Source organism: Marinobacter sp. ST-43, from assembly GCF_030541085.1.
Taxonomy (GTDB): domain Bacteria; phylum Pseudomonadota; class Gammaproteobacteria; order Pseudomonadales; family Oleiphilaceae; genus Marinobacter; species Marinobacter nauticus.
This window is the reverse complement of sequence record NZ_JASSVO010000006.1, coordinates 182,916-201,239: the sequence shown is the minus strand read 5'-3', so window position 1 is coordinate 201,239 and position 18,324 is coordinate 182,916. Positions and strand designations below refer to the sequence as shown.

General features: G+C 59.3%; 18 protein-coding genes. 7 read left to right on the top strand and 11 right to left on the bottom strand.

The window, feature by feature from the left end; all coding sequences use genetic code 11:
• Positions 1-2: 2 nt before the first annotated feature.
• The 7 genes from QPL98_RS11060 to QPL98_RS11030 form a co-directional block, all read right to left on the bottom strand.
• A complete protein-coding gene (locus QPL98_RS11060) occupies positions 3-899 on the bottom strand; it encodes an urease accessory protein UreD (protein WP_303293254.1) in 897 nt (298 codons plus the stop codon).
• Positions 896-1,594, bottom strand: a complete 699-nt coding sequence (urtE, locus tag QPL98_RS11055; protein WP_114434578.1) for an urea ABC transporter ATP-binding subunit UrtE — start codon at positions 1,592-1,594, stop codon at positions 896-898. Before urtE ends, QPL98_RS11060 begins: the two co-directional genes overlap by 4 nt.
• Complete coding sequence (gene urtD / locus QPL98_RS11050; protein ID WP_058341618.1) at positions 1,594-2,418, bottom strand: urea ABC transporter ATP-binding protein UrtD; 825 nt, start codon at positions 2,416-2,418, stop codon at positions 1,594-1,596. The genes urtE and urtD overlap by 1 nt, the downstream gene beginning before the upstream one ends.
• The gene (gene urtC / locus QPL98_RS11045) at positions 2,415-3,548 is read right to left on the bottom strand and encodes an urea ABC transporter permease subunit UrtC (protein WP_121207362.1); all 1,134 of its coding nucleotides are present in this window, start codon (positions 3,546-3,548) and stop codon (positions 2,415-2,417) included. Before urtC ends, urtD begins: the two co-directional genes overlap by 4 nt.
• A gap of 3 nt (positions 3,549-3,551) precedes the next feature.
• Entirely contained in the window at positions 3,552-5,156 is a 1,605-nt protein-coding gene (gene urtB / locus QPL98_RS11040) for an urea ABC transporter permease subunit UrtB (protein WP_303293253.1), read from the bottom strand.
• A 78-nt stretch (positions 5,157-5,234) separates the two neighbouring features.
• Positions 5,235-6,548 carry an urea ABC transporter substrate-binding protein gene (gene urtA / locus QPL98_RS11035; protein ID WP_303293252.1) on the bottom strand — a complete coding sequence of 438 codons (1,314 nt, stop codon included), beginning with the start codon at positions 6,546-6,548 and terminating at the stop codon, positions 5,235-5,237.
• A gap of 158 nt (positions 6,549-6,706) precedes the next feature.
• Positions 6,707-6,973 (bottom strand): hypothetical protein, encoded by a 267-nt coding sequence (locus QPL98_RS11030; protein WP_303293251.1) that lies wholly within the window; start codon positions 6,971-6,973, stop codon positions 6,707-6,709.
• 279 nt (positions 6,974-7,252) lie between these two features.
• Between QPL98_RS11030 and QPL98_RS11025 the strand changes: the two genes are divergently transcribed.
• Positions 7,253-7,528 carry a ComEA family DNA-binding protein gene (locus QPL98_RS11025; protein WP_303293250.1) on the top strand — a complete coding sequence of 92 codons (276 nt, stop codon included), beginning with the start codon at positions 7,253-7,255 and terminating at the stop codon, positions 7,526-7,528.
• 99 nt (positions 7,529-7,627) lie between these two features.
• Positions 7,628-8,572: a DMT family transporter gene (locus QPL98_RS11020; RefSeq protein ID WP_303293249.1), complete on the top strand. Its 945-nt coding sequence runs from the start codon at positions 7,628-7,630 to the stop codon at positions 8,570-8,572.
• A 27-nt stretch (positions 8,573-8,599) separates the two neighbouring features.
• On the opposite strand, the gene gloA is transcribed toward QPL98_RS11020, so the two are convergent.
• Positions 8,600-9,148 carry a lactoylglutathione lyase gene (gene gloA / locus QPL98_RS11015; RefSeq protein WP_222533874.1) on the bottom strand — a complete coding sequence of 183 codons (549 nt, stop codon included), beginning with the start codon at positions 9,146-9,148 and terminating at the stop codon, positions 8,600-8,602.
• A gap of 153 nt (positions 9,149-9,301) precedes the next feature.
• Here gloA and QPL98_RS11010 point away from each other — a divergent pair, with 153 nt between their 5' ends.
• The 5 genes from QPL98_RS11010 to QPL98_RS10990 all read left to right on the top strand — a co-directional run bounded on the left by QPL98_RS11010 (position 9,302) and on the right by QPL98_RS10990 (position 15,548).
• Entirely contained in the window at positions 9,302-9,958 is a 657-nt protein-coding gene (locus QPL98_RS11010) for a GntR family transcriptional regulator (RefSeq protein ID WP_303293248.1), read from the top strand.
• 187 nt (positions 9,959-10,145) lie between these two features.
• A complete protein-coding gene (locus QPL98_RS11005; protein WP_303293247.1) occupies positions 10,146-11,162 on the top strand; it encodes a DUF6160 family protein in 1,017 nt (338 codons plus the stop codon).
• Between the two features lie 64 nt (positions 11,163-11,226).
• The gene (locus QPL98_RS11000) at positions 11,227-12,285 is read left to right on the top strand and encodes a lysylphosphatidylglycerol synthase transmembrane domain-containing protein (protein WP_303293246.1); all 1,059 of its coding nucleotides are present in this window, start codon (positions 11,227-11,229) and stop codon (positions 12,283-12,285) included.
• Positions 12,282-14,513 (top strand): glycosyltransferase, encoded by a 2,232-nt coding sequence (locus QPL98_RS10995; protein ID WP_303293245.1) that lies wholly within the window; start codon positions 12,282-12,284, stop codon positions 14,511-14,513. Before QPL98_RS11000 ends, QPL98_RS10995 begins: the two co-directional genes overlap by 4 nt.
• 87 nt (positions 14,514-14,600) lie before the next feature.
• Positions 14,601-15,548: a DUF523 and DUF1722 domain-containing protein gene (locus QPL98_RS10990; RefSeq protein ID WP_303293244.1), complete on the top strand. Its 948-nt coding sequence runs from the start codon at positions 14,601-14,603 to the stop codon at positions 15,546-15,548.
• 66 nt (positions 15,549-15,614) lie between these two features.
• Here the strand turns inward: QPL98_RS10990 and QPL98_RS10985 are convergent, their stop codons facing one another.
• The 3 genes from QPL98_RS10985 to QPL98_RS10975 form a co-directional block, all read right to left on the bottom strand.
• On the bottom strand, positions 15,615-16,346 hold the full coding sequence (locus tag QPL98_RS10985; RefSeq protein WP_303293243.1) for a YdiY family protein: 732 nt from the start codon (positions 16,344-16,346) through the stop codon (positions 15,615-15,617).
• Positions 16,347-16,369: 23 nt separating this feature from the next.
• Positions 16,370-17,389, bottom strand: coding sequence for a rhodanese-related sulfurtransferase (locus QPL98_RS10980; protein ID WP_303293242.1), 1,020 nt, complete (start codon positions 17,387-17,389; stop codon positions 16,370-16,372).
• Between the two features lie 122 nt (positions 17,390-17,511).
• Entirely contained in the window at positions 17,512-18,240 is a 729-nt protein-coding gene (locus tag QPL98_RS10975; protein WP_011786455.1) for a DsbA family protein, read from the bottom strand.
• Between the last annotated feature and the right edge of the window lie 84 nt (positions 18,241-18,324).

The window sequence follows — 18,324 nt, the reverse complement described above, 5'->3', positions numbered from 1 at the left end:
CGTCAGGTAAGCCAGATTCTGGGTGTGTGGGCCGGTACGCCGGCGAGCATGGGGCGCAGCAGGTGCCAGGCTTGTTCGCACAGGGCCCAGGCTTCGTTGCGTTCGGTACCCAGGTAGCGCAGGAGCAGCACGCCCCGGCGCCGGGTCACGGCCCAGCGGTTGTGGTCTGGTAACTGTGCTCTCAGCACGTCGATGGCGGCGGCTTCGTCGTCCAGGCCAACGGCCCAGAGGGTGGCCTGTACAGTGGCGCCGCCCTGGCCCCAGGGGCCGCTAAACCGGCGGTGTTTCGGGTCCAGCAGCTGGCGCTCCAGCCACAGCGGCTGGCCGTCCAGGCTTAAATGGAAACGCTGTTCCAGTTCACCGGTGGCAAACGGCAGGTCGCTGGCCGGGCGGCCCAGTGCAAGCACTTCCCAGCCCAGGGTGCGAGCGCCGGCTGCCAGTTCAATGGTGCTGGTTTGCAAACCACGGGAACCGTCGAAGGCGATGGTTTCCTGGGGCAGGTATTCCAGAATCGCGTCTTTGGCTACCTGCAACCGGGTGTGCTGGCCCCAGGCCACGCCATGGCTGTCGGCCTTGTACAGTTTCGCTGCCGCCGGGGTGGTCAAAAGCGCATGGCCACCTTCGGCCACAGAGGCTTCGATGCGCAGTTCGTCGCCGCTCACCAGGCCACCCGGGGGATGCAGCAGGTACACATGGCAGCAGCCGGTTTTGCCCTCCGGGTAGAAGGGGCGCTGCACCCGCAGTGGACCATGGTGGCGCCGGCGCACCAGCCGGGTTACCGGCGCAGGTTCGCTCTCGGCGCGTGCTTCAAACCCCAGTTCCAGGGCCGCCGCCCAGCGCCGTTCGGTGTCGAAACGGTGGCCGGAGGCGTGGCGGTCGATGGCTTGGTAAGCGGTCATACGGTCAGGTGCTGTTTGATGAGTTCATCGGTCAGCCCGGCAATATCGCCTTCGGCCACGCGCCGGCCCCGGTCGAGGATGGCGAAGCGGTCGGCGTATTTGCGGGCGAACGGCAGTTTCTGTTCCACCAGCAGCACGGTCAGGCCGTCTTCTTCAATCAACCGGCGAATCACCTCGCCAATCTGGGCCACGATGTTGGGCTGGATGCCCTCCCCCGGCTCATCGAGGATCAGCAGGCGCGGCTCAATCACCAGCGCCCGGCCAATGGCCAGCTGTTGCTGCTGGCCACCGGAGAGGTCGCCGCCCCGGCGGTGTTTCATTTCTTTCAGCACCGGGAACAGCTCATAAATGCGCTCGGGGATCTGCTTGCTGCCATCGGCCCGCACCGCCAGGCCGGTGCGCAGGTTTTCCTCCACGGTCAGCAGCGGGAAGATCTGCCGGCCCTGGGGCACGTAGCCGATGCCCAGGCGGGAGCGGTCTTCGATTTTCTTTTTGGTGAGTTCCACATCCCGGGCAAACTCGATGGAACCGCTTTTCACGGCTTCCTCGCCCATGATGCATTTCATCAGCGTGGTCTTGCCCACGCCATTGCGGCCCATCACACAGGTACACTGGCCCTGGGGCACGTCCAGCTCCAGGTCCCACAGGGTGTGGCTTTCGCCGTAGAACTGGTTGAGCTTTTCAATCTTGAGCATCAGGCCTCCTCCCCCAGATACACCTTGATCACGTCCGGGTCGTTGGAGACCTGGTCCATGGAGCCTTCGGCCAGCACGCTGCCCTGGTGCAGTACGGTGACTTTGCGGGCGATGGAGCGCACGAAGCCCATGTCGTGTTCCACCACCACCACGGACTGTTTGCCCGCAAGACTGGTGAGCAGTTCGGCGGTGCGTTCCATTTCCTGTTCGGTCATGCCGGCCACGGGCTCGTCCACCAGCAGCAGCCGGGGTTTTTGCATCAGCAGCATGCCGATCTCCAGCCACTGTTTCTGGCCGTGGGAGAGGATGCCGGCGGGCTTGTCGCGCAGCGCCTGCAAACCGATCATTTCCAGGATTTCGTCAATCCGGTCCCGGTATTCCGCGGTCATGATGGCGGTCAGGGTGGGCAGGATGCGTTTGTCGGCGGCCATGGCCAGTTCGAGGTTTTCGAATACGGTCAGGGCCTCGAACACGGTGGGCTTCTGGAACTTGCGGCCAATGCCCAGGGTGGCAATGTCCGGCTCGTTCATGCGCAGCAGGTTGTGGCGGCTGCCGAACCACACCGAGCCGGTATCGGGCCGGGTTTTACCGGTGATGATGTCCATCATGGTGGTTTTACCCGCCCCGTTGGGGCCGATGATGCAGCGCAGTTCGCCGTCGTCGATGGTGAGGTTGAGGTTGTTGATGGCCTTGAAGCCATCGAAGCTCACACTCACGTCTTCCATGTACAGGATCGGGCCGTGGCGCACGTCAACCGGCGAGGCCACGGGGGTGAGAAACTCAAACACCTGGTCCCGGTTGGCAAGTTGTTCAAAGATGCTCATGCGGTGGCCTCCTGAGCGCCGGGTTGGTCATCGTCCTTCTGGCGGCGTTTCTGCAACAGCCCGGCAATGCCCTTGGGCAGGAACACCGTCACCAGCACGAACAGCGCGCCCAGGGCGAACAGCCAGGCGTCCGGCATGATGCCGGTGAACACGGTCTTGGCGTAGTTCACCAACAAGGCGCCGATGACCGCGCCATACAGGGTGGCGCGGCCCCCGAGAGCGACCCACACCACGATTTCGATGGAGAACAGCGGCGAGAATTCGCTGGGGTTGATAATGCCCACCTGGGGCACGTACAGGGCCCCGGCCACACCCGCCAGCATGGCGGAGACCACGAACACGAACAGCTGCACCCGTTCCACCCGGTAGCCAAGGAACCGGGTACGGGCTTCAGCGTCACGGCAGGCCACGCTGACCCGGCCCAGCTTGCTGGTCACGATGGCACGGCACACGACATAGCCCACTGCCAGCGCGATGCCGGTCGCCAGGAACAGGCCAAGCCGGGTGGCGTCGCTGCGCAAGTCGAAGCCTAGGATGTCTTTGAAATCGGTCAGGCCGTTGTTGCCACCGAAGCCCATCTCATTGCGGAAGAACGCCAGCATCAACGCAAAGGTCAGCGCCTGGGTGATGATGGACAGGTACACGCCGGTTACCCGGGAGCGGAAAGCCAGGAAGCCGAACACCAGCGCCAGCAGGCCCGGGGCCAGCAGCACCATGATGAAGGCGAACCAGGCCATGTCGAAGCCTTGCCAGTACCAGGGCAGCTCCTGCCAGTTCAGGAACACCATGAAGTCTGGCAATACAGGATCGCCATACACGCCGCGATCCCCAATCTGGCGCATCAGGTACATGCCCATGGCGTAGCCGCCGAGGGCAAAGAAGGCGCCGTGGCCCAGGCTGAGAATACCCAGGTAACCCCACACCAGGTCTACCGCTACCGCCAGCAGGGCGTAACAGAGGTATTTGCCCAGCAGGGTAACGGTGTAGGCGCTTACGTGCAGGGCACTGTCTTCCGGCATAAACAGGTGCAGGAAGGTAACCAGCACCAGGGCCGCGAACAGCACACCAAGGAAAAGCTGGGTGGAACGCTCCTGAAAGGGCCGGAGCAGCCAGGTTTGTGATGTCGCCATAACTCAGCCCTCCGCCGCACGGCCTTTCTGCGGGAATAGCCCGCGTGGCCGCTTTTGAATGAACAGGATGATCAGCACCAGCACCATGATTTTGGCGAGGACCGCCCCCGCCCAGGGTTCCAGCAGCTGGTTGATGGTGCCGAGGGAAACCCCGGCAATGAGGGTGCCCCAGAGATTGCCCACACCCCCGAACACCACCACCATGAACGAATCGATGATGTAGTTCTGGCCCAGGTTAGGGCCGACGTTGGTGATCTGCGACAGGGCCACGCCCGCCAGCCCGGCCACGCCGGAGCCCAGGGCGAAGGTCATGATGTCCACTTTGGTGGCTTTGATGCCCATGGAGCGGGCCATGGCCCGGTTCTGGGTAACCGCACGGACTTCCAGACCCAGGCGGGTCTTGCGCATGATCAGCATCAGCCCGGCGAATACCACCAGGGCAAAGCCAATCACGTACAGGCGGTTCAGGGTGAGCGACAACGCCTCGTTCACCATGATCGAGCCGCTCATCCACTCAGGCGTGACCACGGTGCGGTTGAGGGGGGAAATCACGGTACGCACCAGTTGCTGCAGGATCAGGCTGATGCCGAAGGTGGCCAGCAGGGTTTCCAGCGGACGGCCCTTCAGGTACTGGATCACACTGCGTTCGATGGCGATGCCCGCCAGCGCCGCCACCAGGAATCCGGCCGGGATGGACAGGATCAGGGCCAGGCCAGGCTGGCCCGGGAACAGTTGCTGCATGCCCCAGGTGGTGTAGGCACCGAGCATGATCAGCTCGCCATGGGCCATGTTGATCACGCCCATCACACCAAAGGTGATGGCGAGGCCAATGGCGGCCAGTACCAGTACCGAGCCGAGGGACAGGCCAAAATACAGGGTTTCGGCAGCGCGGTTGAGTTTCAGTTTCTGCTCAATGCTGGCCAGGGCTTTCTCGGCCGCAGCCGCCAGCGCAGGGTCATCGCTGTTGACGGCATTATTCAGGGCGGCACGGACGGTCGGGTTCAGGCTGCCCGACAAAGTGGCTACCGCCTCAATATCGCCCTGCTCCACCTGGTAAATGGCCAGGGCATGAGTGAGCATGTCCCGCACCCGCTCGTTGCCTTCTACCTGCAAGCGGGCCTGCAACTGGGTTGCCAGGGCTTCATTTACCTCACCCAGCAGGTTGCGGGCGGCCGCCAGGCGTTGACCAGCGTCGGCCACGGTCAGGTCGATCACCGAGAGGATGCCCTCGATGTCGGCCCGCAGGGCGTTGTTCACCCGCAGGCTTTGCAGATCCCGGCGCGACATTTCACCCAGGTCTTCGCCGGTCAGGGCGTCGGCGATCTGCCAGTTACGGCCCCGGTTGTTTACCACAATCACCAGGGCACCCGTGTCTTCAATCATCGCGAGTTTGCCGTCGCGAACGGCTTCCAGCCAGCCCCGGGCGCGTTCGTCGCCGGTTTCGGAGAGGGCTTTGAGTAAGTCGGTTTTTTCAGCTTGCCCGGCTTCTATGAGCCGTTTCAGCAGCGCTTCCGGCGCATTCGTCTGCGCCTGGGCATTCGCCAGTGTGGCCCCTAGAGCCAGACAGACAGCCAATACCATCCTGGCGAGCAATCGGTGAATGCTCATGATTCATTCCTGTTGGCTTGGAAATTCGGGAGCACAGCCGGGCAGGCTCAGGCCTGCCCGGCTGTGCCCGGTTGGAGCTTAGTTGGAGGCCACGTCAGCCGAGCCACCACCGCACTTGCCGGTGACCACGTTGAAGTTGCCGCAGCGCAGAGGCGCTCGCCAGTCACTGATCAGGTCCTTGGAACCTGGCAGGAAGTCAGACCAGGCATCGCCAGCCACGGTAGACGGGGTTTCCCAGACCACCGAGAACTGGCCGTTGTCCTGGATCTCGCCAATCAGCACCGGCTTGGTGATGTGATGGTTCGGCATCATGGTGGCGTATCCGCCGGTGAGGTTCGGTACGCTCACCCCGATGATGGCGTCTTTCACTTCATCCACGTCGGTAGTGCCGGCTTTCTTCACCGCTTCAACGTACATGTTGAAACCGATGTAATGGGCTTCCATCGGGTCGTTGGTCACGGCGGCATCGTCGCCCTTGTAGGCAACCCAGGCGTCGATGAAGTCGTAGTTGGCGTCGTTATCCACGCTCATGAAGTAGTTCCAGGCAGCCAGGTGGCCAACCAGCGGAGCGGTGTCGATGCCGGAGAGTTCCTGTTCACCCACGGAAAACGCAACCACGGGAATGTCGGTGGCGGAGATGCCCTGGTTGCCCAGTTCACGGTAGAAGGGCACGTTGGCGTCGCCGTTGATGGTGGAGACCACGGCGGTCTTCTTGCCGGCGCTGCCGAATTTCTTGATGTCAGACACGATGGTCTGCCAGTCAGAGTGGCCGAAAGGCGTGTAGTTGATCATGATGTCGCCGGCGGCCACACCTTTGTCTTTCAGGTAGGTTTCCAGAATCTTGTTGGTGGTGCGTGGGTAAACGTAGTCGGTGCCCGCCAGCACCCAGCGCTCAACACCCAGATCGTTCATCAGGTAATCAACCGCTGGAATCGCCTGCTGGTTGGGCGCCGCACCGGTGTAGAACACGTTTTCAGATGATTCCTCACCCTCATACTGAACCGGGTAGAACAACAGGCCGTTCAGTTCCTCAACCACTGGCAGTACGGATTTACGGGACACAGAGGTCCAGTTACCGAAGATCACGTCGACCTTTTCTTTCTCCAGCAGCTCACGGGCTTTCTCCGCGAACAGCGGCCAGTTGGAAGCAGGGTCAACCACCACCGGCTCCAGTTGGCGACCAAGCACGCCACCGGCTTCGTTCTGCTTTTCAATCAGCATCATCATGGTGTCTTTCAGTGCGGTCTCACTGATGGCCATGGTGCCGGACAGGGAATGGAGAATACCCACTTTGATGGGGTCTTCGGCGGCAAACGCGGTATTGATGGAACCGAGGGAGACAGACAGCGCCAATGCAGAGAGGCCCAGTTTCACGTGTTTTTTGATGCTCATGTTGTGCGTCCTTTTCGTTGGTTTTGGGTCGTCAAACGCAAACAGCCAATTGCATTCGCCGTTCCAACAACCAAAAAAGCACTTACAAAACATAATGTTAGACAACAAAAAACATGCCCGAACCGGCTCTGCAATGAATTGGTGCGCCGTTTCAGGCCTCAATCCGGTGCTTCGGCCAACCCGCCGCCCTCAATTGGTGCAAGCCACGAAAAACCCACTGCACCATCTGGTAGCGCCCTGATTTTCAGGCAATAAATTGCCCGAAAAAATACCCTGAAAACAATGAATTCAGGTTCACCGTAAAGCTCACAGCTCTGTGGGATATCTCGCACAAACCATCTGGCGGATGTCCGATTTTCCGAAATTTCATCTTCCGTAGAATGAGCATTGTCAGGGATGACAAGCCAGCACGGACGTTGGCTCACGGATGAGAACTCCACGGATTCGGAGTTGCCCGATGGATCAGGGCTACAGGGATGACTGCAAGGATGAAGTGCTCAGGATGATGCGCAGCCTGATGGATCAGGCAGGGGTCAGCCACGGAATTTGGGGACTACACGGACAGTAGTCCCTTTCCGTGCACTAAACCGCCCTCGCACACACCCTCCCCTTTTTGTTCTGCACCGTTTCGAATCACCAATACTCTCAATGGGTTGTCGTGCCTGACTGTTCATAACAACGTTATTACAATCAGGAGATCACCGATGAAACCAACCTCATTTCTGGCCACCCTTGTTCTGTTTTTCAGCCTGATCACTGGCTCTGCAGCCTTCGCCAGCGAGCAGCCCGCCGTGAACATCAACACCGCAGATGTAGCCACTCTGGCGTCTCTGAGCGGTGTCGGTGAGAGCAAAGCCCAGGCCATTATTGACTACCGCGAAGCCAACGGCCCCTTCGACAGTATTGAGGCACTGGCCGATGTGAAGGGTATTGGTGCGCGTACGGTTGAAAAGAACGCCGACCGTCTCGCCGTGAAATAAGCCCCGGGGCAGCCTCGCTGCCCCTCTCCTTTCCCTTATGGCGCCACGCACTTACCGCTGATACCCTTGCCTGTTTGTTTCTCCAACCGGCAGTTTGTCATGATCCACGGAGCACTTCTTATTGCCCTGGCCTCTTTGCTCTGGGCCACTACAGGGATTGTCGCCAAGTTTCTGTTCAATGGTACGGAACTGGAGGCCATCACCCTCGGTTTTTTACGCCTGGTGGTTGCGCTGCCATTCTTCTGGCTACTGATGCGGCGCGAGCAACGGCAGCTGGTGGCCCGCAACCCCGGCCAGACGGTGCCCGGCAGCTCTTTGCGTTCTCTCAGCGGCAAGGCCATGCTCACCCTCACCGCCCTGGGGCTGTTCCAGGCGTTCTATCAGGGCAGCTATCTGCTGGCGGTGGATCTGACCGGGGCAGGCATTGCCACCCTGATATCCCTATGTCTGCCACCCGTTCTGGTGGCCATTCTGGCTGCCCCATTGCTGGGCGAGAAACCAGGGCTGCTCACTATCCTGGCCGCGATTGCCGCGATTCTGGGCACGGGCATGCTGGTGGTCAGTGACATGGACACCGCCGGCACCCTGCGACTGGCAGGCATTCTGATGGCACTGCTGGCGGCAGCGGTATACACCGGCTTCACCCTGACCAGCCGCTACAACTCAACCGGCACACCGGTGTTTACCACCGCCTTTATCTGCTTTGGTACCGCCGCACTGCTGCTGTTGCCGGTGGTGGCCCTGACTGGCGGCTTTGCGGGGCTGGAGACGATGGGGCTAAAGCACTGGCTGATGGTACTGTACATCGGCGTGGTGCCCACCTGCATTGGCTATCTGCTGTTTTTTACCGGGATGAAAACCACGCCGGCGACGGTATCCAGCATTGTCGTCGTGCTCGAACCTTTGTTTATTGCCTTGCTGGCCTGGCTGATTCTGGGAGAGGAACTGGGGCAGATTGGCGTTGCGGGCGCGTTCATTCTGACGGTGGCGGTGATTGTCGCCTCGCGCTATGGCAAGGCGCCCGGCGCCAGCCAGGAGAGCTGAACGCCGGGGTAAAGAGCAGCTGGATGATCAGCTGTCCTTGCGCTGCTTCTCCAGCATGTCTGGCTGCAGGATCTCAATCCAGTAGCCGTCCGGGTCTTTGATGAAGGCCAGGCCTTTCATTTTGCCGTCGTCCGGTTTTTTCACGAACTCCACGCCCAGCTTTTCGAAACGCTCACTTGCAGCGTAGACATCGGGCACGGCAATGCCGATGTGGCCGAAGCCCTGGGGCTCATCATTGCCGTTGTGGTAGGCAAAGTCGGCATCGTCTTCGGTGCCCCAGTTATGGGTAAGCTCCAGCATCGCTTCCCGGCCAAAGGTGTAGGTAGTCCGGTGGCCATCATCGTTTGGCACAAACTGGGCCTGCTTGTCGTCCAGGTAGCCCAGGAAGTAGAGCGTGAACTTCATCTCCGGGAAATCCAGCTTGCGAACCAGGCGCATGCCCAGTACCCGGGTGTAGAAGTCCATGGAACGCTCGGGCTCCTTGATACGCATCATGGTCTGGTTAAAGACATAGCCTTCGGTTTCGGGAACGGGGTCATCGTACAGGCCCGGGGCCTGCTCAAAATGCTTGGGCATGTTGGTTTCCCTTACGTTTGGAGGATTCGAACCCTATACCTGCGTGCTACACAGCCAGATTTCAAGGTAGTGACCGGCATTACTCCGGCTGTGCTACACTCCCGCCGTTCCAAGTTTGTCTAACAACCCGACAGTGAGCAGACAGAGCCCCCTATGGACTTTCAGGTGCCCAATACTCTGGCAGAGCAGATTGCCAACTTCCTGGCCGAGCGCATCATGACCGGGCAGATCCGTCCCGGAGAGCGTATTCAGGAAGCCACACTGGCCTCGGAACTGAAAGTGAGCCGGGCATCCGTGAAAGAGGCACTCTATACCCTGGAGCGATGGCACCTTGTGGAAATCACACCAAGGAAAGGGGCTTCTGCAACCCAGCTGAATGCTGAATACGCCTCGGAGCTCTACGACGTCTATATGCATTTGCTGATGATGCTGGCCTCACGCCTGTGCGAGCGCTGGCAGGAGGCAGACCAAGACCGTTTACTGGTGGCGGTCTCGCAGGTGGTCGAACGGATAAAAGAACCCCAACCCGATATCACCCGGGTGGTGGAAGCCAGCTTTAACGTGATGGAAGCTTGCTGCCAGGTCGTCGCCAACCCCTACCTGACCGAGGCGCTGTCCAACTTCAAACCTGCCGTTAGCCGCGCCTATTACCTTGGAGCAGACCGATACCGTAAGGGCCTTGCAACCACCAGTACGTTTTTCTCGGAGTTGCCCCAGGCGGTGTTGGCGAGGGATGCGACCAAAGCCACTGAGCTGATCCGAGGCTTCGCCGAGCATCAGAAAAACCTCATCCGCCAGGCACTGGATTGAAACACCGGTCACGACTGTTCAGGTTGTGACCAGCCTCACAGATCACCCCCGCCTTCAGGCTTAAAGTAACAATATGTAACTTTTAACGACCGCAGCTCTGGTTGTGTTGTCCCTGCGGCTGATCAGCACACGTCAGGTGTTCTGAATCAATCAATAACAACAAATCGTCGAACGAACCGGGGCCAACATGTCTTTTCTCATTCCTGAGGCCAGAAGATCCCTCGCCTGCCTGAGCCTGATGGCCGGCGCCTCATTAGCCGTGCCTGCCATGGCCGAATTCCAGCCGCTGGATGACTCAACCCTGGCGGGTGTGACCGGCCAGGCCGGAGTCACCATTGAACTGGAAACCAAGCTCAATATTGATCACCTGATCTGGACCGATGAAGGCTCTCTGGGAATTAACGGTCTGAGACTGTCCGGCCAGAACGATACCGTGCTGGACAACATGAAGCTGACCATCGATATCGCGGGCAGTGGCGAGGTTCTGGAGCACGGTTTCTCCGAGATAGCACGCCGCGCCAACGCCGGCCTGCTCGATACCAGTAATCCCGATGTCGCGGATGCCCTGGCGAAATACTCCGTTGGCGGCAGTTTCGGCAAACAGTTCGACAGCGGCGACCTGGTGATTCATCTGGGGGCCAGCGATTACGGCGACCCCACCAGCCTGACCGACTATCTGCAGGCGGTGGATTTCGAACTGGCCATCGACAGTATTACCACCACCGGCAGTGAAGGCAGCGCCAGTCTGTTCTCAAACATCCTGCTGCAGGGCTACATCGGCCCCACCGATCTGGTTATCCGCAATAACGGCGGCGCCACGCGCACCCTGGCCAATGGCAACGTGGTGTCTGGCTCCGAACTGCAGCTCGATACCCATTTCGAAATCAGCAACGGCAGCCTGAACTGGGACGCAGCCGACGTGATCCTGCTGTTCAACTTCGCCGCCGTTGGCATTGAAGGGCTACAGATCCATAACCGCCGTGGCTCGGATACCCTGGGGCACTTTGGTATGGCCCATGCCAAGGCTAACCTGTCCCGGGGCACCAGTGCCGCTTCTGGCAAAGAAGGCCTTTCTGTACACGATGTGGAATTCCGGGCTGATATCGACATGCCGGTATTCCGCATGGGTGACACCAGCATCGGCTCGGTCCAGTTCACAGACTTTGCCATCACCAACACCAATCTGATGGTTTACGGTTACTAAGCCAAACTGGACAAGCACTGCCCTGCACAGGGTACACTGCCCGCCACCAACAGACGGGCAGAGCATGACCAACAGCACTGACAGCAACTACCAGAAACGGACTTCCTGGCGACGGCTTACGGCCTTCGCCCTGTTGTTTGTGGCCATGACCGGTGCCGGCCTGTATGCGGTTTACGACCGCTTCGCCGGCCGCAGTTTCCAGTTCGACGATCGCCTGCTTTCTCCCGCCTTGCTGCTGCCGGTCGCGGCCCTGCTGGTTATCTATTTCATGGCCGATGGCCTGCGCCTGCACTACACCCTCAAGGCTTTGGGGCACCGGCTGCCATTGCGCAAGATCTTCCGGCTGGTGTTCATTAATCTGTTTTTCTCCAACGTAACGCCCATGGCCACCGGGGGCGGGTTTGCCCAGATCTGGTACCTCACCCGCCATGGGGTGCCGGTGGCCCGGGCCACGGCAGCCACCACTATCCGCACGGTACTCGCAGTGGCGTTCATTTTCTCACTGACACCGGTCTTTCTATTGAGCCTGGAGGCCCTGGACGGCGGCATCTGGTCATCCGGTATCGGCACCGCACTGGCGGTGTTTGTGTCGCTCTATCTGGGGTTCTTCGCCGTGCTGCTGTTCCGGACACGCTGGATGATCCTGCCGTTGAGCGCTCTTGTCGCAGGCCTGCGCAAGGCACATCTGATCAACCACCGCCGGCACGACCGCTGGCAGTTCAAATTACGGCGGGAAATGCTGCGGTTTGCCCTGTGTTTCAGCGAATACCTCCGTGGCGCGCCACGGGACGTACTGCTGTCGGTAGTGTTCACCGCCGTGTTCCTGCTCAGCCTGTTCAGTTTTCCCGCCCTGCTGATTCACGGCCTGGGCTATGAGGTGGATTACCTGACCACTCTGGGCTTGCTGGTGGTGACCACCTTCATCATGTATTTCTCCCCCACTCCCGGGGCCTCTGGCATATCGGAAGGCGTGTTCGGCAGTTTCTTCCGGGATATCCTGTCGGGCGATCACCTGGTGCTGGTCACTATTGCCTGGCGTTTTCTCACTATCTACCTGGGCATGCTCATCGGTTTGCTGGTGATGCAGAGGGAACTGATCAAAAGCCACCGGAGGCCGGAATGATCCGTCGTAACCCGCTTAAACTGCTGTTCTATCTGTGCCTGGCCATTGTGGTGGCGCTGGTGGGCTACAAGGTGTACCTGAATTTCTTCAAACAGGACTTTGAGGCCCTGCACAGCGAGCAGGTTGAACGCATCCACCAACGCACTCCGCCAGGCTCCGGTATCCGTTTTGCGGTGGTGGGCAACATCAACAATTCCGTGGGCATCTTCGAGCGCCGGTTTATCCCGACCCTGAATCAGGCCGGTGTGGACTTTCTGGTGTCGTCCGGCAATGCTGTGAGCGGCGGTGGCGAGGATAAATACCGGGCACTGTATGGCACCCTGAGCCACCTGGACATTCCCTATCTGCTCACCTTCGGCCCGCACGAATACGAGAATTTTGGCAGTTTCCGGTTTTATGATCATTTCGGGCCCCATTTCTACAGTGTGCGGGCCGGTAATACCCGGCTGATCTTCCTGGACAGCACCGGGAAAACGCCCTGGCGCTGGCAGATGCGCTGGCTCCGGGACCTTCTGGCCCACGACACCAGCAACGCCCACATCCTGTTTATTGGCCACCCGCTTCTGCAACCGGAAACCCCTGCCCTGTTCGACGATGAAGACGACTACCTGCAACCTCCCGCCTTCCGGGAGGAGTTGCTGCAACTGATTCGGGAGCAAGGCATCGACCTGGTGTTTTCGGCTAACCTGTCGCTCTTTGACGAGCAGGTGGTGGATGGCACGCCCTACATCACCACCGGGGGTGCCGGCGGACTGGTGCTGAATACGGAGGATAGCTTCTACCACTACGTGGACGTACGGGTCTCTCCAGACGGCGACGTCAGCTACCAGATGGAGCGTCTGGAAGTGGGCCAGCATCCGGTCTGGAAGCGGCTGGAGAGCTTCTGGTTCTTCGTGTATTCCCTGTTCTACACCGGCTATCTGAACTTCATTCTGATCGTCTCGGTGTTTTTGGCGCTGACCATCAAGCTTTACCAGGTTATCTTCATCGGCAAGGATTACTACCCGGATTACGACCTGGACCCCACCCCGTGGCTCGAAAAGCCGTTGCGGGTCACCATGTTCACCAACAACTATCTGCCTTTCATTGGCGGAGTTCCGATTTCCATTGAACGGCTGCGCCGTGGCCTGGAACATCTGGGAGATAGCACCCAGATTGTCGCGCCCCGGTATCGCGACCAGCCGGACCGGGAAGATGCCGTGGTGCGGGTACCCTCACTGCTGGCCATGGGCGAGAAAAGGGAATTCCGTCTGGCCAATATTTTCCTGGCCCGTATCCGCAAGCAGGTGCGGGCCTTCCGGCCGGATGTGATTCACCTGCATCATCCGTTCTGGCTGGGTAGCCTGGGGCTGTTTATGGCCCGTCAGCTGCGTATTCCGGCCATCTATACCTACCACACCCGTCTGGAGCACTACGCTCACTTTGTCCCCCTGCCCGGGATGCTGTTCCGGAACCTGATTTCCCACGCTCTGATAAAGCGCTTCGCCAACCGCTGCGATGGCGTGATCGTACCGACTTACTCCACCGAGGAATACCTGCGGATGATCGGGGTTACCACGCCCACCTTCGTACAACCCACCGGTATTGAGTACGAGCGTTTCCAGGCTGTGAAGCCCGCAGACGTGGAGGCACTCCGGAAAAAACTGGGGCTGAGCAACGAGAAGGTCTTTATCAGCGTGGCCCGGCTTTCCAACGAAAAGAACATCGACTTCATGATCGAAGCCATCGACCGGCTGCGGCAGGAAAGCGACGTGCCGTTCCGGTTTCTGATGATTGGCGATGGCCACCAGAGGGACCGGCTACAGAAGAAAATTGACAGCCTGGAGCTGGGCTCTCACTTTACCCTGGTGGGCGCGGTTCAGCCGGAGGAGATGGCGCTCTGGTACAACCTTGGCGATGCCTTCCTGTTCGCCTCCAAATCCGAGACCCAGGGCATGGTGATTCTGGAAGCCATGTCTGCCGGGCTGCCGGTCGTGGCGGTTCGCTCCAGCGGTATTGAAGATGTGGTTCGGGATGGCCTGAACGGCTACAAGACTCCGGAGAACCAGGCCCGCTGGATTGAGAAAGCCCAACGGCTGCTTGAGGACGACAAACTGCGCACCGAGCTGTCGGACAAAGCCCGGGCCTTTGCCGAGGATTATTCCATCGAGCAATTTGCCCGGGATGTCCGGGGCATTTACGCGACCAGCCTGGCTGCCCGGGAGAAACGTAACAAAACGTCTTCATGAGTACCTTGGGTGCAATGCTCTGATCGGTTTACACTGAGTCAACGTAAGCGGTATCAGTAACGTCACTTTTGTGTATTGGAGAAGCCTGTGAGCGGTATACCGGTTGGCATCAGCACTTGCCTGTTGGGCAAGGAAGTTCGGCACGACGGCGGCCACAAACACTCCCGCTACTGCACCCAGGTGCTGGCAAAGCACTTCGAGTTCCGCTCTATCTGTCCGGAACTTGAAGCCGGCCTTGGCGTTCCCCGCCCCGCCATTCATCTGCGTGAGCATGAAGACGGTCTTCATCTGGTGGAAAGCAAGGGCAGCAAAGACCACACCGAAGGCATGCAGAACTTCATTGCCGAGGTACTTCCCTCGCTGGCCAACCTGCGCGGCTACATTCTGATGGCGAAATCGCCCAGTTGCGGCATGGAACGCATCAAGATTCACAACGCCGAAGGCAGTTTCATGCACAGGGACGGCCGCGGTATGTTCGCCGAGGCGCTGATGAAAGCCTACCCGCTGATGCCGGTGGAAGAGGAGGGCCGCCTGCACGATGACATGCTGCGGGAAAACTTCATTGAACGGGTATTTGCCTACGACGACTGGATGCAGAACGTGGCAGGCGAAAACCTGACCAAGCAGGCGCTGATTGATTTCCACACCCGCCACAAGTTCACGCTGCTGGCCCATTCAGAAAAGATCTACCGGCAACTGGGCCCGATGCTGGGCCACCTCAAATCCGAACCTCTGGAACAGATTGCCGACCGCTACATCCATCAGTTCATGGAAGCCATGACCCAACGGGTAAGCCGTGGCTCGCATGTGAATGCCATGCAGCATCTGCTGGGTTTTCTGAAAGAAGGCATGTCGGCCGAGGAAAAAACCGTGCTGCTGGAGCAGATCGAAGCCTACCGGCGTGGTGAGATACCTCTGGTGGTGCCCATGACGCTGCTGCGCCTGGCCCAACGCAAGGAACCGGTAGACTACCTCCACTCCCAGAAATACCTGACGCCCTACCCGGACGAACTGGGCCTGAGAAACAACGTGTAACCCCAAAAACAAACGGGGCAGAGGATTATTCCCCTGCCCCGTTTTTGTTTGTGGCTACCGGGTGTGTCAGAACCCGTACAGCAAAGACAACGAGGTTTCTGTGTCAGTCTTTTCAGTACCGGCGGGCGCATCGGATACATGCTTTACCCGGAACGCCGCTTTCATCGACAGCGACCCCACGATACTGGTCTGCAGGGCCGTTTCGGACTGGCTGATGGTGTTGTTCTCATCCAGTCCGATTTCGGTACTGAGCTTCTGCCGGAACAGGGCGGTGTCCGATAAGGCGTAGTCGAAATGGGCGGCTAATCTTGCGATCGCTTCCTTTTCGGCGTCGTCGCCATCGTCATTCACCTCTTCAAGCTTGTTATACCGATAACCCAGACCCGCCGAAAGGTCGAGGAACGATCGCTCTCCCACCTGCCAGACGCGGTTTCCGTAACCAGTGCTCAAGGTAGACTCGAAATCGTAACCGGAGAAACGATCGTCTTCCCAGGAACCTCTGACAAACCAGTATTGTTGCTCATCGAACTTGTAGTCGGATTCCAGCGCAACCTGATACTCCTCTGCCGTGGTTTCTTCATCGGCTTCGGTGTATCGGGAGCTGAACTCGCCGGTATTTCGCCATGTTGGCGTCTCGTGTTTCAGGGCCAGCCTACCATTCACCTTGGTTTCTTCGGTGTTGCCAGAGGTCAGCAAAATGCCAAGCTCAGCCTCACCTTCGACGTTGCCGCTTTCCTGGGCCCAGGCCACGGGGGCCACCACCAGGCAGGCAACCGCCAGGGGTTTTCTGATCAACATACTATCTCCTTACTCAGGGGCTGTTAATTCACAACAGACTTACGCTGCTTTTCCCCCTCCAGACTCCTGCGCGCCTGTGCTTCCCGTTCGGCCTTCTTGCGGGCCTTTCGCTCAGCAATAATGCGTGCGGCCTCGCCGCCGACGTGTTCTTCTCCCCGCTCTCGGGCCAGGCGCATCTGGCGCTCACGCTCCTTGAAACGGGCTTTCTGTTCTTCGGTCAGGCTGTCGATGCACTGGTGGCAGCTGACACCCTGTTCGTATTCCGGGCGCTGCTTGTCGGCCTCGGTAATAGGCCGACGACAGGCGTGGCACTGGTCGTATTCGCCACGTTCCAGGTTGTGATTCACCGTTACCCGATCGTCAAATACGAAACACTCACCCTGCCACAGACTCTGCTCCTGGGGAACCTCTTCCAGGTACTTCAGGATGCCGCCCTTGAGGTGATACACCTCTTCGAAGCCCTGCTCTTTCAGATAAGCCGTAGACTTCTCGCAGCGGATACCGCCGGTGCAGAACATGGCAACTTTCTTATGCTTCTGCGGGTCGAGGTTCTGCTTCACATACTCGGGAAACTCGCGGAAGGTGTCAGTGGCCGGATTGACGGCGTTTTTGAAAGTGCCGATCTCGACTTCGTACTGGTTACGGGTGTCGACCAGGACAACGTCCGGATCAGAGATCAGATCGTTCCATTGTTGCGGCTCCACGTAGGTGCCGACAATCCGCTTCGGGTCGATGCCATCGACACCCATGGTGACGATTTCTTTCTTGAGTTTGACCTTGGTGCGTTTGAACGGCTGGATATCGACGAAGGATTCTTTGTAGTCGATGCCGTTGAAGCGGTCGTCTTTGCCAATCCACGCTTTCACAGCGTCGATGCCTTCCCGGCTGCCGGCAATGGTTCCATTGATGCCTTCGCGGGCCAGCAGCAGGGTGCCGTGCACGCCTTTTTCCAGCATCAGGTTCAGCAAGGGCTGGCGTAGACCTTTGTAATCATTGAGGACTGCAAACTTGTAGAGCGCGCAGACGACGATTTCGTTGCTCATGGTTTTCTCCTGCGGGCCGGATCGTAAATCCGGAGCATGATTTGATATTTGTCACGGCCGGTGGGCGCGAGGGGGCAAAGTTTAATCAACCAGGCCCCCGATGCAAGTTGCGGATGGCCGCATTACTCCGCTTTGGCCAACTCCCGTTCTACAACCGCCGACAACTGGCCCCAGCCGGGCCGGGTCAACTGGATGTTGTCGACCATGACCGTGGGTGTGCTGGCGACCCGGAGCTGGACAGCCACTTGCAGGCTCTGTTCGACAGCTTCCCGGTGCAGTTCGGTTTCCATGCAACGACGGAAGCGGCGTTCTTCCAGGCCGAGGTCGTTGGCGTAGCGGGTGAAGGTGGCCGTCGGATCGTTGGAGCCACTCCAGTCCAACTGGGAACCGTAAAGTTTGTCGTGCATGGCCCAGTACTGGTCCTGATCACCCGCACAACGGGCGGCCAGGGCGGCGGGCATGGCGTTCTGGTGCTGGCGCAGAGGCAGGTCGAAATAGACGAAACGGACTTTACCAGACTCCACATATTCTTTCTTGAGGCGCTGGCTGGCTTCGGCGAAGCGGGCGCAGGCCGGGCACTGGTAGTCGGCGAACTCGCGGACGACAACCGGCGCGTCTTCGTTGCCAACGGAGACGCCGTACTGGTCAACAATGGCGGGAAATTCGTCGGCGTTGGGGGCCGCCACGGGAAGTGCCTCGGAGCTGGGTGCCGGTGGTTTGGTGACGAAATACAGGCCGGCAATGACGGCCACCCCAATCACCAGTGACAGGACGATGATCAGTGATTTGCGGCCCTGCGTGTTGCGTGGCGAGGGGGCGCCGGTCTGCTTACGTCGTTTTGCTTCACCCATGACGGGCTCCTTGTCTGGAGGTTAATTACACACTATCGCAGAAAACCGGTTTCGCGGCTCTGCGGCAACAGGCTAAGATCCCCC

Bases quoted from the DNA above. Each gene is read 5' to 3' on its own strand.
- urtB (WP_303293253.1), bottom strand. From the start codon at position 5,156: ATGAGCATTCACCGATTGCTCGCCAGGATGGTATTGGCTGTCTGTCTG.
- urtE (WP_114434578.1), bottom strand. From the start codon at position 1,594: ATGCTCAAGATTGAAAAGCTCAACCAGTTCTACGGCGAAAGCCACACC.
- urtD (WP_058341618.1), bottom strand. From the start codon at position 2,418: ATGAGCATCTTTGAACAACTTGCCAACCGGGACCAGGTGTTTGAGTTT.
- QPL98_RS11020 (WP_303293249.1), top strand. From the start codon at position 7,628: ATGATCCACGGAGCACTTCTTATTGCCCTGGCCTCTTTGCTCTGGGCC.
- QPL98_RS11025 (WP_303293250.1), top strand. From the start codon at position 7,253: ATGAAACCAACCTCATTTCTGGCCACCCTTGTTCTGTTTTTCAGCCTG.
- QPL98_RS11000 (WP_303293246.1), top strand. From the start codon at position 11,227: ATGACCAACAGCACTGACAGCAACTACCAGAAACGGACTTCCTGGCGA.
- QPL98_RS10980 (WP_303293242.1), bottom strand. From the start codon at position 17,389: ATGAGCAACGAAATCGTCGTCTGCGCGCTCTACAAGTTTGCAGTCCTC.
- urtA (WP_303293252.1), bottom strand. From the start codon at position 6,548: ATGAGCATCAAAAAACACGTGAAACTGGGCCTCTCTGCATTGGCGCTG.
- urtC (WP_121207362.1), bottom strand. From the start codon at position 3,548: ATGGCGACATCACAAACCTGGCTGCTCCGGCCCTTTCAGGAGCGTTCC.
- gloA (WP_222533874.1), bottom strand. From the start codon at position 9,148: ATGCCCAAGCATTTTGAGCAGGCCCCGGGCCTGTACGATGACCCCGTT.
- QPL98_RS10975 (WP_011786455.1), bottom strand. From the start codon at position 18,240: ATGGGTGAAGCAAAACGACGTAAGCAGACCGGCGCCCCCTCGCCACGC.
- QPL98_RS10985 (WP_303293243.1), bottom strand. From the start codon at position 16,346: ATGTTGATCAGAAAACCCCTGGCGGTTGCCTGCCTGGTGGTGGCCCCC.
- QPL98_RS11060 (WP_303293254.1), bottom strand. From the start codon at position 899: ATGACCGCTTACCAAGCCATCGACCGCCACGCCTCCGGCCACCGTTTC.
- QPL98_RS10995 (WP_303293245.1), top strand. From the start codon at position 12,282: ATGATCCGTCGTAACCCGCTTAAACTGCTGTTCTATCTGTGCCTGGCC.
- QPL98_RS11010 (WP_303293248.1), top strand. From the start codon at position 9,302: ATGGACTTTCAGGTGCCCAATACTCTGGCAGAGCAGATTGCCAACTTC.
- QPL98_RS11005 (WP_303293247.1), top strand. From the start codon at position 10,146: ATGTCTTTTCTCATTCCTGAGGCCAGAAGATCCCTCGCCTGCCTGAGC.